The sequence below is a fragment of the Streptococcus sp. Marseille-Q6504 genome (assembly GCF_965111625.1).
In genome coordinates, this window is record NZ_CBCOON010000004.1 from 19,526 (window position 1) to 32,659 (window position 13,134).

At 38.5% G+C, this 13,134-nt stretch carries 13 protein-coding genes; 4 read left to right on the forward strand and 9 right to left on the reverse strand.

Annotated elements, in window-relative coordinates; genetic code table 11:
* Positions 1–111: 111 nt before the first annotated feature.
* A complete protein-coding gene (gene nrdE, locus ACWPUA_RS05190) occupies positions 112–2,271 on the reverse strand; it encodes a class 1b ribonucleoside-diphosphate reductase subunit alpha (RefSeq protein WP_036757517.1) in 2,160 nt (719 codons plus the stop codon).
* A gap of 69 nt (positions 2,272–2,340) precedes the next feature.
* On the reverse strand, positions 2,341–2,559 hold the full coding sequence (gene nrdH, locus ACWPUA_RS05195) for a glutaredoxin-like protein NrdH (protein WP_036757515.1): 219 nt from the start codon (positions 2,557–2,559) through the stop codon (positions 2,341–2,343).
* Positions 2,560–2,919: 360 nt separating this feature from the next.
* On the opposite strand from nrdH, the gene ACWPUA_RS05200 reads away from it, so the two are divergent.
* The 3 genes from ACWPUA_RS05200 to udk all read left to right on the forward strand — a co-directional run bounded on the left by ACWPUA_RS05200 (position 2,920) and on the right by udk (position 5,679).
* The gene (locus tag ACWPUA_RS05200) at positions 2,920–3,183 is read left to right on the forward strand and encodes a phosphocarrier protein HPr (RefSeq protein ID WP_000146952.1); all 264 of its coding nucleotides are present in this window, start codon (positions 2,920–2,922) and stop codon (positions 3,181–3,183) included.
* Between the two features lie 4 nt (positions 3,184–3,187).
* Positions 3,188–4,921, forward strand: a complete 1,734-nt coding sequence (gene ptsP, locus ACWPUA_RS05205) for a phosphoenolpyruvate--protein phosphotransferase (RefSeq protein ID WP_414287101.1) — start codon at positions 3,188–3,190, stop codon at positions 4,919–4,921.
* Between the two features lie 119 nt (positions 4,922–5,040).
* A complete protein-coding gene (gene udk / locus ACWPUA_RS05210) occupies positions 5,041–5,679 on the forward strand; it encodes a uridine kinase (RefSeq protein ID WP_004253618.1) in 639 nt (212 codons plus the stop codon).
* Between the two features lie 33 nt (positions 5,680–5,712).
* Here the strand turns inward: udk and ACWPUA_RS05215 are convergent, their stop codons facing one another.
* The 3 genes from ACWPUA_RS05215 to coaB are packed head-to-tail and all read right to left on the reverse strand — an operon-like array spanning position 5,713 to position 7,512.
* Positions 5,713–6,276: an ECF transporter S component gene (locus ACWPUA_RS05215; RefSeq protein ID WP_454379597.1), complete on the reverse strand. Its 564-nt coding sequence runs from the start codon at positions 6,274–6,276 to the stop codon at positions 5,713–5,715.
* The gene (gene coaC, locus ACWPUA_RS05220) at positions 6,260–6,811 is read right to left on the reverse strand and encodes a phosphopantothenoylcysteine decarboxylase (RefSeq protein ID WP_223333000.1); all 552 of its coding nucleotides are present in this window, start codon (positions 6,809–6,811) and stop codon (positions 6,260–6,262) included. Before coaC ends, ACWPUA_RS05215 begins: the two co-directional genes overlap by 17 nt.
* A gap of 14 nt (positions 6,812–6,825) precedes the next feature.
* The gene (gene coaB, locus ACWPUA_RS05225) at positions 6,826–7,512 is read right to left on the reverse strand and encodes a phosphopantothenate--cysteine ligase (protein ID WP_223333002.1); all 687 of its coding nucleotides are present in this window, start codon (positions 7,510–7,512) and stop codon (positions 6,826–6,828) included.
* A 233-nt stretch (positions 7,513–7,745) separates the two neighbouring features.
* On the opposite strand from coaB, the gene ACWPUA_RS05230 reads away from it, so the two are divergent.
* Entirely contained in the window at positions 7,746–9,416 is a 1,671-nt protein-coding gene (locus tag ACWPUA_RS05230) for a formate--tetrahydrofolate ligase (protein ID WP_254804052.1), read from the forward strand.
* Positions 9,417–9,500: 84 nt separating this feature from the next.
* Here the strand turns inward: ACWPUA_RS05230 and lysS are convergent, their stop codons facing one another.
* The 4 genes from lysS to ACWPUA_RS05250 all read right to left on the reverse strand — a co-directional run bounded on the left by lysS (position 9,501) and on the right by ACWPUA_RS05250 (position 13,074).
* The gene (lysS, locus tag ACWPUA_RS05235; protein WP_254724162.1) at positions 9,501–10,991 is read right to left on the reverse strand and encodes a lysine--tRNA ligase; all 1,491 of its coding nucleotides are present in this window, start codon (positions 10,989–10,991) and stop codon (positions 9,501–9,503) included.
* A gap of 135 nt (positions 10,992–11,126) precedes the next feature.
* Complete coding sequence (locus tag ACWPUA_RS05240; RefSeq protein ID WP_254724163.1) at positions 11,127–11,750, reverse strand: histidine phosphatase family protein; 624 nt, start codon at positions 11,748–11,750, stop codon at positions 11,127–11,129.
* Positions 11,747–12,232 carry an aminoacyl-tRNA deacylase gene (locus tag ACWPUA_RS05245; protein WP_414286658.1) on the reverse strand — a complete coding sequence of 162 codons (486 nt, stop codon included), beginning with the start codon at positions 12,230–12,232 and terminating at the stop codon, positions 11,747–11,749. The genes ACWPUA_RS05240 and ACWPUA_RS05245 overlap by 4 nt, the downstream gene beginning before the upstream one ends.
* Positions 12,232–13,074, reverse strand: coding sequence for a DUF368 domain-containing protein (locus ACWPUA_RS05250; protein WP_454379600.1), 843 nt, complete (start codon positions 13,072–13,074; stop codon positions 12,232–12,234). The genes ACWPUA_RS05245 and ACWPUA_RS05250 overlap by 1 nt, the downstream gene beginning before the upstream one ends.
* Between the last annotated feature and the right edge of the window lie 60 nt (positions 13,075–13,134).

Genomic DNA, 13,134 nt, shown 5'->3' on the forward strand with positions numbered 1-13,134 from the left:
TAAAATAGTGATGAATGTTCTATCCTTGTGTGATTGGGTTACCGCACAAAAAGTCGGTACTCCGACTTTTTGATGTTACCTTATCTTTGTAAACAAGATTTTAGTGAGATTTTAAATCACACAGCTTTCACATTGGTTAGCACCAACTTCACCGCCGTCATCTGTGTAGGTACGAACGTAGTAGATAGACTTAATGCCCTTGTTAAAGGCGTAGTTACGAAGGATAGATAGGTCACGTGTTGTTTGTTTGTTCTCTTTCTTCCATTCGTAAAGACCTGTTGGGATATCACTACGCATGAAGAGAGTGAGTGAAAGCCCTTGGTCTACGTGCTCAGTTGCAGCAGCATAGACATCGATAACTCTACGCATATCCATGTCATAGGCAGAAGTGTAGTAAGGAATAGTTTCAGTTGATAATCCTGCAGCAGGATAGTAAATCTTACCAATTTTCTTCTCTTGACGTTCTTCAATACGTTGAGTGATTGGGTGGATAGAAGCAGACACGTCATTGATGTAGCTGATAGAACCATTCGGCGCAACAGCAAGACGGTTTTGGTGGTAAAGTCCATCTGCTTTAACTTTATCACGAAGTTCAGCCCAATCAGCTGCAGACGGGATAAAGATTCCTTCAAAGAGTTCTTTAACACGATCAGATTTTGGAACAAATTGACCAGACGTATACTTATCGAAATAAGTACCATTTGCATAGTCTGATTTCTCAAAGTTGTGGAAGGTAATGCCACGTTCACGCGCAATATTGTTTGATTCTACCAAAGTCCAGTAATTCAAAAGCATAAAGTAGATGCTTGTAAATTCAACAGACTCAGGAGATCCATATTCGATTAATTGCTGAGCAAGATAGCTGTGAAGCCCCATGGCACCAAGTCCAAATGTATGAGCTTGGCTATTTCCGTGGTCGATAGTTGGAACAGCAACGATGTGAGAGCTATCTGTTACAAAGGTCAAAGCGCGAACCATTGCACGAATAGAACGTCCAAAGTCAGGTGATGTCATCATATTTACAACGTTTGTTGAACCAAGGTTACATGAAACGTCAGTACCCATTTGAAGGAATTCTTGCGCATCGTTGATAAGACTTGGTTCTTGAACTTGAAGAATTTCTGAACACAAGTTACTCATGATAATCTTACCATCGACAGGATTTGCACGGTTAGCAGTATCGATATTGACTACATAAGGATAGCCAGATTCTTGTTGCAATTTAGAAATTTCTGTTTCCAAATCACGGGCCTTAATTTTTGTCTTACGGATGTTTGGATTTGCTACCAACTCATCGTATTTTTCTGTGATATCGATATAGTTGAAAGGTACGCCATACTCTTTTTCTACAGAGTATGGGCTGAAAAGGTACATTTCCTCATTCTTACGTGCTAATTCGTAGAATTTATCTGGTACCACAACACCAAGTGAAAGAGTCTTGACACGAACTTTTTCATCAGCATTTTCTTTCTTAGTAGAAAGGAAAGCAATAATGTCTGGGTGGAAGACGTTAAGGTAAACAACCCCAGCCCCTTGACGTTGACCCAGTTGGTTAGAGTAAGAGAAGCTGTCTTCGAAAAGCTTCATAACTGGTACGACACCAGAAGCAGCACCTTCATACCCTTTGATAGGTGCTCCAGCTTCACGAAGGTTGCTGAGGGAAATTCCGACACCACCACCGATACGTGAAAGTTGAAGAGCTGAGTTGATAGAACGTCCAATAGAGTTCATATCATCAGTTACCTGAATCAAGAAACAGGATACCAATTCACCACGACGTGCACGGCCCGCATTCAAGAAAGAAGGTGTAGCAGGCTGGTAACGCTGGTGGATGATTTCATTGGCAATATCAATTGCGATAGCTTCGTCACCATCAGCAAAGTAAAGAGCGTTAAAGAAGACACGGTCTTCCATGCTCTCAAGATAGTACTCTCCGTCATTAGTTTTCAAGGCATATTGATTGTAAAACTTGTATGCTGCCATGAAAGACTTGAATTGGAAGTTTTGATCCTTAATAAATTGGTAAAGCTCTTCTAAGAATTCTGGACGATATTTCTTGATAAACGCTGTTTCGATATAGTCTTGTTTAATAAGGTAATCGATTTTATCAGTGATAGAATCAAAAACCATAGAATTTGGCACAACATTTTCTTTAAAGAAAGCGTCCAAGGCTTCTTTATCTTTGTGGAGCATGATTTGTCCATTAACAGGACGGTTGATTTCATTATTTAGACGGAAGTAAGTTACGTCCTCAAGTTGTTTTAATCCCATAAAATTTCCTTTAATTCATTACAAAAGAAAGGCTTCTAAGATTGACATAGAAGCTTTTAATCCTGATACTTAAGCAAGTTCTTTAAGTTTTGCTGGTTGGAAACCAGAGAAAACTTCAGTTGGTGTTTGAATGATAGGAGCAGCATTGAAGCCTAGCTCTTTAACTTGTTCAATAAATTCAGGTTGTTCATCAAGATTGATTTCGCGATATGCGATTTTGTTACTATCTAAGAATCGTTTGGTCATTTTACATTGAACACAATTGTTTTTAGAATAAACGGTTACCATTCTGTAACTCCTCTTTCAAAATTTAATTACTTCTTAAGTATATCAGAAAAAAAATCTTTGTCAACGAAGAAGAACTAAATATTGTAGATTTTTTTTAGATGAGAGTTATCTGAACACAATATATAGTGATTGCAAAAAATAAAACCCATAAATAACAGCGTTTTCTAAATGTTAAAATTATAAAAAACTACATGATGTATTTTGATACATAAAATAGAAGATTTTCAGCAAGTTATCTGAAAGGAAAAAGAAGAAATCCCATAAAATACTTGAAAAAAATCCTAGAAGGTGATATAATACCAAATTGTAAGGGTTATCAGATATAACTCAAAAAGAAAACATTTAAAGGAGAGTCAAATTATGGCTTCTAAAGATTTCCACGTAGTGGCAGAAACAGGTATTCACGCACGTCCAGCAACATTGTTGGTACAAACTGCTAGCAAATTTGCTTCAGATATTACTCTTGAGTACAAAGGTAAATCAGTTAACCTTAAATCTATCATGGGTGTTATGAGCCTTGGTGTTGGTCAAGGTGCTGACGTTACAATCACTGCTGAAGGTGCAGACGCTGATGACGCTATCGCTGCTATCTCAGAAACAATGGAAAAAGAAGGATTGGCATAAGGATATGACAGAAATGCTTAAAGGAATCGCAGCATCTGATGGTGTTGCAGTTGCTAAAGCATATCTACTCGTTCAACCGGATTTATCATTCGAGACTATTACAGTCGAAGATACAAATGCAGAAGAGGCTCGTTTGGATGTTGCTCTTGAAGCTTCTCAAAACGAGCTTTCTCTTATCCGCGAGAAGGCTGTAGGTACGCTTGGTGAAGAAGCGGCGCAAGTATTTGACGCTCATTTGATGGTTCTTGCTGACCCTGAATTGATCGGTCAGATTAAAGAAACAATTCGTGCTAAGAAAGTAAATGCAGAAGCAGGTCTGAAAGAAGTTACAGACATGTTTATCACAATCTTTGAAGGCATGGAAGACAACCCATACATGCAGGAACGTGCAGCGGATATTCGCGACGTTACCAAACGTGTTTTGGCAAATCTTCTTGGCAAGAAACTGCCAAACCCAGCTTCAATCAATGAAGAAGTGATTGTGATTGCACATGACTTGACTCCGTCTGATACTGCTCAATTGGACAAAAACTTTGTAAAAGCTTTTGTAACAAACATTGGTGGACGTACAAGTCACTCAGCTATCATGGCTCGTACACTTGAAATTGCAGCTGTCTTGGGTACAAACAATATCACTGAACTTGTAAAAGATGGTGACATTTTGGCTGTTTCAGGTATTTCAGGTGAAGTGGTTATCAACCCAACTGAAGAACAAATTGCAGAATTCAAAGCAGCTGGTGAAGCTTACGCTAAACAAAAAGCTGAATGGGCTCTTTTGAAAGATGCTAAAACTGTTACTGCAGATGGTAAACACTTTGAGTTGGCAGCAAATATCGGTACACCTAAAGACGTTGAAGGTGTGAACGAAAATGGTGCTGAAGCTGTTGGTCTCTACCGTACAGAATTCTTGTACATGGATTCTCAAGACTTCCCAACTGAAGACGACCAATACGAAGCATACAAAGCAGTTCTTGAAGGTATGAACGGTAAACCTGTTGTTGTTCGTACAATGGATATCGGTGGGGATAAAGAACTTCCTTACTTCGATCTTCCTAAAGAAATGAACCCATTCTTGGGCTACCGTGCTTTACGTATCTCAATCTCTGAAACTGGTAACCAAATGTTCCGTACACAATTGCGTGCTTTGCTTCGTGCATCTGTTCACGGCAAATTACGTATCATGTTCCCAATGGTTGCTTTGTTGAAAGAGTTCCGTACTGCTAAAGCTATTCTTGAAGAAGAAAAAGCAAAATTGGTTGCTGAAGGTGTTTCTGTTGCGAATGATATCCAAGTTGGTATCATGATTGAAATTCCTGCTGCAGCTATGCTTGCTGACCAATTTGCTAAAGAAGTTGATTTCTTCTCAATCGGTACAAACGACTTGATCCAATACACAATGGCTGCTGACCGTATGAACGAACAAGTTTCATACCTTTACCAACCATATAACCCATCGATCCTTCGTTTGATTAACAACGTAATCAAAGCAGCTCACGCTGAAGGTAAATGGGCTGGTATGTGTGGTGAAATGGCTGGTGACCAAACTGCTGTTCCACTTCTTGTCGGAATGGGCTTAGATGAGTTCTCTATGTCAGCTACATCTGTTCTTCGCACACGTAGCTTGATGAAGAAACTTGACACAGCTAAGATGCAAGAATACGCTAACCGTGCTCTTACTGAATGTTCAACAATGGAAGAAGTTCTTGAACTTTCAAAAGAATACGTTAACTTTGATTAAAAACATTAAAACCTTGTAGGACAAAACTACAAGGTTTTTTTATTCTAATTTAAAAAGTCCACCTGTAAAATTTTCTAAAAATATGGTAAAATAGACAAAGGAAAAATACGGAGGCAACTATGCAAAACAGACCAATCATTATCGGAGTAACAGGGGGATCTGGTGGAGGAAAAACCAGTGTTTCTAAAGCAATCTTATCCCATTTCCCAAATGAAAAAATTGCCATGATTGAGCATGATTCCTACTATAAAGATCAATCTCATTTAACCTTTGAAGAACGTATTAAGACTAATTATGACCATCCTTTTGCTTTTGATACTGACTTGATGATTGCGCAAATTAAGGAATTGTTGGCAGGACGTCCTGTTGATATTCCTACCTATGATTATGCTGCCCATACAAGAAGTTCGAAAACCTATCGCCAAGAACCTCAAGATGTATTTATCGTAGAAGGAATTTTGGTTTTAGAAGACAAACGCCTTCGTGATTTGATGGATATCAAGATTTTTGTGGACACTGATGATGATGTTCGTATCATCCGTCGTATTAAACGCGATATGGAAGAACGTGGTCGTAGTTTGGATAGCGTCATTGATCAGTATCTTGGTGTCGTAAAACCTATGTATCATCAATTTATCGAGCCAACAAAGCGTTATGCAGATATCGTTATTCCAGAAGGAGTGACAAATACAGTAGCAATTGATTTACTGACAACAAAGATTGAAAAGATTTTAGAAGAGGCTCGTTTAGCCCAGTAATAAATAAAAAACTGTATCTCTTGATACAGTTTTTTATTGTTTAATTTTTTCTAGTCTTGGAACAATGAGAGCAGTTAAAACAGCCGAGATAACTAATTCTGCAATTGAGTTTGTTGAGATAACAGTAGCCAATAGTTTTTGAATATTTCCATCAAAAACACTTCCGAAAAGGAAGAAGATACCGCCTAAGACAAAAACTGTATTCGTGAGTGAACCAAGTGCACCTGCAAAGATGAGTCCAGCTCTTCCCTTTAATAGTTTATAGACGAAATAAGGTGTCAAACCGATTAAGATACGAGGAACAATTGCGATCACAACTGAATAGAAGTTACCATTTGGTACAAATGGTGAGAAGAGATAGCTTGTTGGCAGGATTGTGAGAGTATTAACCGTTAAGCTAAGCATTCCCATCAGAAAACCTAAGGTTGCGCCAATTCTTGGTCCGTAGATAATACTTGCAATAATTACTGGAATGTGAACGATGGTTGGTTTGATTGGAAAGGGAAGTACATTAAATAAAATCGAGCTTAGTAAATGAATAACAATCATAATGGCAAAAAAGATAGCGATTGGAGCAATATTAGAGCGTTTTTTCATGAATTTTATCCTTTATTTCTTGTAAAATAGTTTTGAGATCAGCGAGAGCACCACGACCTGTATCCCCACAGGCGAGTAGAGAATCTTTGGGAGAAACAATTGTATAACCATAATCTTCTAAAGTTTTAAGATTAGCTTGGGTCGCAGGGTGGTCATACATCTTTGTGTTCATAGCTGGAGCCAATAGTTTAGGTACAAAGTGTGGCAAAGCAAGAGCAGTAGCAGTCACCATATTGTCAGCAAAACCGTGAGCTAATTTAGCGATTGTATTGGCTGTCGCAGGAACTACGATAAATAAATCTGTTTCTTTTCCTATTTGAATGTGATTCACTTGATCTGGAAAAGGTTCGTGCATGACATCGAGATGTACAGTATTTTGTGATAGTACTTGTAAAGTTAATGGCTGAATGAATTCTGTTGCTGACTGAGTCATAAGAACAGTAACTGAATGCCCCTGTTTTTTCAAAGAACTAACTAGGTCAACTGTCTTGTATGCGGCAATAGATCCTGTAATAGCGAGTGTAATACGAGCCATAAAATTCCTTTCTTTTAGTCATAACTGTTGATTTTCTCGAGGAGTAAATCAGCAATTTCATGTTTACTCATAGCAGTTTGGAAGTTAGCTTTTTCAACTAGATATGCGATATGTTGTTCAGCATTAATCTGTGTGAGATCATTAGCAACAATTATATCAGCTTTGTTTTTTTCAAGACTTTCCCGAGCAATTTGAATCAAGTATTCACGACTGACATCAACTAATAATTTAAATCCGATCAGGTGAATCTTAGAATTCCATTCTTTAACAAGAGATATGATTTTTGGATTCTTCTTGAGAAATAGAACTTGGACGTCTTCCTTAGATGAGATTTTTGTTTCCTGATTTTTCTTATCTAAAAACTCTGTTAAATCTTGACTATCCTTAACCTCATTAAATCCAGTCATATAGACAGGCGTGTAATCTGATACAGCCATAGAATGGATCAAGACCTGGTAATCCATTACCTTATCTTTCATGACTTGTAGCAAATCAGCTGTATTTTTAATTTCGATGATGGTTAAGTTTGGATGACTAACTGGCTTAACTGCCTGAAGAGTGGTAATCAAACAAACTTCATGACCAGCCTTTAGAAGAGTTTCGGTGATAATTTTTCCAAGTTTACCGGAAGAGTGGTTGGTAATAGAACGAACCCTATCGATTTTTTCACTTGTACCGCCAGAAGTAACTAAAATTTCCATAGAACTATTGTACAAAAAAATGAGCATTAAGTAAAATGAAAGCGATGTAACGAGGGTCGGAAATAGGATATTAATCCATAGTTAAAATCTATAAAGGCATATAAAAATTTAAATAGAGATATAGAAAGCCTATCATTTAGCGATATTCACGAACGTTACTAATCATAATGACTGTTAAAAATCTTGTTTTATGATATAATGAATTAATACATTAGAGGCTAGAGGAGTTTTTTATGAAAACAGATATTGAAATTGCACAGAGTATTGAGTTAAAACCAATCGTTGACGTTGTTGAGAAACTTGGTATTTCATATGATGATTTGGAGTTGTATGGAAAGTACAAGGCTAAACTAAGCTTTGATAAAATTCGTGAGGTTGAGGCAAATCCAGTTGGTAAGTTGATTCTTGTTACAGCTATCAACCCAACTCCAGCAGGTGAAGGAAAGTCAACTATTACAATCGGACTTGCTGATGCTTTGAACAAGATTGGTAAGAAAACTATGATTGCTATCCGCGAACCTTCACTTGGCCCTGTTATGGGTATTAAAGGTGGAGCTGCTGGGGGTGGTTATGCCCAAGTGTTACCAATGGAAGATATCAACCTTCACTTTACTGGTGATATGCACGCAATCACAACTGCCAACAATGCTCTCTCTGCCTTGATTGACAATCACTTACACCAAGGAAATGAGCTAGGAATCGACCAACGTCGTATTCTCTGGAAACGTGTTGTTGACTTGAATGATCGTGCTCTTCGTCATGTAACTGTTGGTCTTGGTGGTCCACTTAATGGTATTCCACGTGAAGATGGTTTTGATATCACAGTTGCTTCAGAGATCATGGCTATCCTTTGTTTGGCAACTGATATTGAAGATTTGAAACGTCGTTTGGCTAATATCGTCATCGGCTACCGTTATGACCGCACACCAGTTTCAGTTGGTGATTTACAGGTTGAGGGTGCCTTGGCATTGATTTTGAAAGATGCTATTAAACCCAACTTGGTTCAAACAATATATGGTACACCTGCATTCGTACACGGTGGCCCATTTGCCAATATTGCTCACGGATGTAACTCTGTATTGGCGACAAAAACAGCTCTTCGTTTAGCTGATTATACTGTAACAGAAGCTGGCTTTGGTGCAGACCTTGGTGCAGAGAAGTTCCTGGATATCAAGACTCCAAACTTGCCAACAGCTCCAAGTGCAGTAGTCATTGTAGCGACTCTTCGCGCCCTTAAAATGAATGGTGGAGTTGCAAAGGATGCTCTGACAGAGGAAAATGTGGAAGCAGTACGTGCTGGATTTGCAAACCTGAAACGCCACGTTGAAAATATTCGTAAGTTCGGTATTCCTGCAGTAGTTGCTATTAACGAATTTGTATCTGATACAGAAGCGGAAATTGCAGCCTTGAAAGAACTATGTGCTTCAATCGATGTACCGGTCGAATTAGCGAGCGTATGGGCTGATGGAGCTGAAGGAGGAGTTTCTCTAGCTGAAACTCTCGTAAAAACAATCGACGAAAACCCGGCAAACTACACACGTCTCTATGACAACGACCTTTCTGTTCAAGAAAAAATCGAAAAGATTGTTACTGAAATTTACCGTGGTAGCAAGGTTAATTTCGAGAAGAAAGCTCAAACACAAATCGCTCAAATCGTTCAAAACGGGTGGGACAAATTACCAATCTGTATGGCCAAAACTCAATACAGTTTCTCAGATAACCCTAACGCTCTTGGTGCACCTGAAAACTTTGAAATTACTATTCGTGAATTGGTACCAAAACTTGGTGCAGGCTTCATCGTTGCTCTTACTGGTGATGTTATGACCATGCCTGGTCTTCCAAAAAGACCTGCCGCTCTCAACATGGATGTTGAAAGTGATGGAACTGTTCTTGGATTATTCTAGTTCAATAGCAAAAAGACAACCTCTTTGATAAGGTTGTCTTTTTAACTACAAAAAACTCCTAGAAATCATCTAGGAGTTTAGTTTTTATTTCATAGTTGGGAAAAGAAGTACATCACGGATAGTAGTAGTATCAGTGAGTAGCATACAAAGACGGTCGATACCGATTCCCAAACCACCTGTTGGTGGCATACCATATTCAAGGGCTTCGATGTAGTCATAGTCGATACCAGTCGCTTCATCGTCACCAAGTTCTTTTGCTTTAGCTTGGGCTTCAAATCGGCTAAGCTGATCGATTGGATCGTTGAGCTCAGTGAAAGCATTTCCGTATTCTTTAGTCATGATGAAGAGCTCGAAACGGTCAGTGAAGCGCTCGTCTTCAGGATTTTTCTTAGCAAGTGGAGATACAGCTACTGGGTGACCATAGACAAATGTTGGTTGAATTAAAGTTTCTTCGACAAATTCTTCAAAGAAAGCATTGATGATATGACCAACTTCTGTGTAGTGTTTTTCAACTGGGACTTTCTTGTCAGCAGCGATAGCTTTAGCTTCTTCGAAAGTCATGTCTTGCCAGAAATCTACACCAGTAATTTCCTTGATAGCATCAACCATGTGAACACGTTTAAATGGCTCGTTAATCTTGATTTCAGTTCCTTGATAGATAACTGGACTGTCGCCTTTAACGGCTCTAGCAACGTGTTGGATAATACCTTCAGTCAAGTCCATGATGTCCTGGAAGTCTGCATAAGCTTGATAAACTTCGATCGAAGTGAACTCGGGATTGTGTGTAGCATCCATTCCTTCGTTACGGAAGATACGACCGATCTCATAAACGCGTTCCATACCACCAACGATAAGGCGTTTTAAGTGAAGCTCAGTCGCGATACGAAGTACCATATCAATGTTCTGTGCATTGTGGTGAGTGATAAACGGACGGGCAGCAGCACCTCCAGCTTCGTTGTGAAGAACTGGAGTTTCAACTTCAAGGAATCCTTGAGCATCAAGGTAACGACGGATTTCAGAGATGATTTTTGAACGGGTAACAAAGCGTTCAAAGCTTTCGCGGTTTGAAATCAAATCAAGGTAACGTTTGCGGTAGATTGTCTCAACATCTGTTAAGCCGTGGAATTTTTCTGGAAGCGGACGAAGGGCTTTAGACAAGTGAGTGATGTGTGTAGCCTTAATAGAGAGCTCTCCCATATCAGTACGCATAACTTCACCTTCGACCCCAAGGAAGTCTCCTAGGTCAGCCTTTTTGAAGATTTCGTAGTTTTCTTCACCAACTTCATCTTTACGAACGTAGATTTGGATTTGACCTTCACGGTCTTGAAGGTGAGCAAAACCAACTTTACCTTTACCTCGTTTAGTCACCAAGCGTCCAGCGATAGTAGCAGTTTCATTTAGTTCGTGTAGTTGTTCTTTATCTAGCTCAGCAAATTTATCTTTTAGTTCTTGAGAGTTGGCAGTACGTTCAAAACGTTTACCGAAAGGATCAATTCCTTGTTCACGGAGCGCAGCCATTTTTTCGCGACGAACGATTTGCTGGTCATTTAGTTCTTCCATGTGTTCTGTTGACATGAGTTCCTCCTAATTTTAATCGAAATTTGAAATAATAAATTAATTTTTCACGATACTCCATTTTATCATAAATAGTCAAGAAATTCACGGATATTCTATAAAAACTAAAAAGAACTTGATTGTTAATATCAAGTTCTATATTTTTTGATAAGAAGTATCGTTCCAAGTCTTTAGAGTAAATCTTTCAAAGTCATCAGTTTCTATAATTGTTAGACTTGCATTAGCCAAACCTCCGTCTTTACGAAGCAGAGCTTCCTGATAGCCTATCAGCGTGCGAAGACTTGCAGTAAGGTTTGCTCCATGACCAACAAGTAATAGGTATTCTGCCTTAGAGTTTTTTAAGGACTTGATAAATTGGATGGTCCGCTGAGTTGTAGTGTAGAGTGATTCAGCTTCGAACATGCGTGTATCAAACTTAGCTAAGTTAGTTTTGAAGGCTTGAATTTGCTGAGGGTAGATAGCATTTAAAGTCGCAATTTTTAGACCTTCAAGCTTACCCAGGTGCCATTCTCTGAGTTCGGGAACACTTTCTAAGGGACATGGATTTGTCAGCTGACTTTGGATAATTTCAGCTGATTTTACAGCTCTCGGTAAATCACTCGAATAGATCTTGTCAAAAGGGATATCTTTAAGATACTGGCCCAGGTCTTTTAAAGTTTCAATAGATTCAGGGAGAAGTGGGGAATCTCCGCCAGCCCCTTGAAAGCGACCTTCTAGATTCCAGACTGTTCGACCGTGACGGACAAAGTAAAGTTTCATGAGTTACTTTCCTCCAAGATATCTACAAATCTAGCTTTTACAAAGTTTGCCAGATCTTTAGGTGCGATGATGATACTGTGTCCGACTTCTCCAGCAGAGACAATCAATTTTTCCAATTTTAAAGCTGTTTCATCAATAAAAATAGGGTAGTTGTGTTTTTGACGAATACCTACAGGGTTATTAGCTCCATGGATATATCCAGTCGTTTTTTCTAAATCCTTTTGAGGAATCATGGCCACTTTTTTATTGCCAGAAATCTTTGCTAATTTCTTTTCAGAAAGGTGTTCGGTGATAGGGACAATTCCTATTACCGGACCAGTCTTATCACCCAATAATGCTAAGGTCTTAAAGATATGATTTCTATTATAACCAGAAGGAAGTTCTCCTTCTAAAGCATTGATTTGAATGCCTTGATGGTCAACACCTGCCTTAGTCAAAATTTGCTCTACTAAGGTTTTTTTAACTTTAACTTTCTTAGCCATTATTTGTATTTATCCTCCAACTGACTCATCCAAATACCTAACCAAATGCCAAGAGCAAAAAAGAAGGCTACAATCACATAAGACACAAGAGATAAACCATTGTAGTTAATGCTTTCAGCATTACCCGCATTTGGAATCAATATCAAGAGTGTACTTGAAAGAACGATTGCAATGATGAAGTGATAAACACGAGAGTGATACACTCGAAGAGCGTAGTCCATCAATTTTGAAAAAATAATAAGAGTAGCAGCAGCTCCAATTCCAATCGGAAGGAAGGTACCAAATAAATCAAAAGTTTTAAATCCAGTTAACATTGGGGTATAGAGACCTAAAATCAAGAGAAGATTTGAGGGGCTTAATCCTGGAACTAAAATACCTAGAGCAAGAAGAGCACCTGCTAGGATAAAACTTGTGAAACTTGCGTTGAGTGAACCAACCACAAAGTTTAAAGCGTAAAGACCAATTCCAGAAATAATAAAGGTCACCCAAAACCAGATAAGATCGACTTTGTCTCTTTCAGAATCTTGAGTAGGCTCTTTTACAAGACTTGGGACTGTACCAATAATAGCACCCGCAAAACTCCATAAAACATAAACTTGATAATGCTCTAGTAAGTACTCAATTGGATAAGAAAATAGCCCAATACCTAGTAACATACCGATAGCAACAGGTAAGAAATAAAGAATATCTTCTTTTAGATTTTTAAATGGATGGGCAAGAAAACGAATCATTCTCTCATAGATACCCAAAATAGCTGCCAAGACTCCACCAGAAATACCTGGCAAGATAAATCCAAGCGCAATAACAATTCCTTTAATCATTTTTGAAATCCAAGATAACATAAACTCTCTCCATATTTATTCTCTAAAATTCTCTTCTTGTATTATATCACAAAGTAAGAG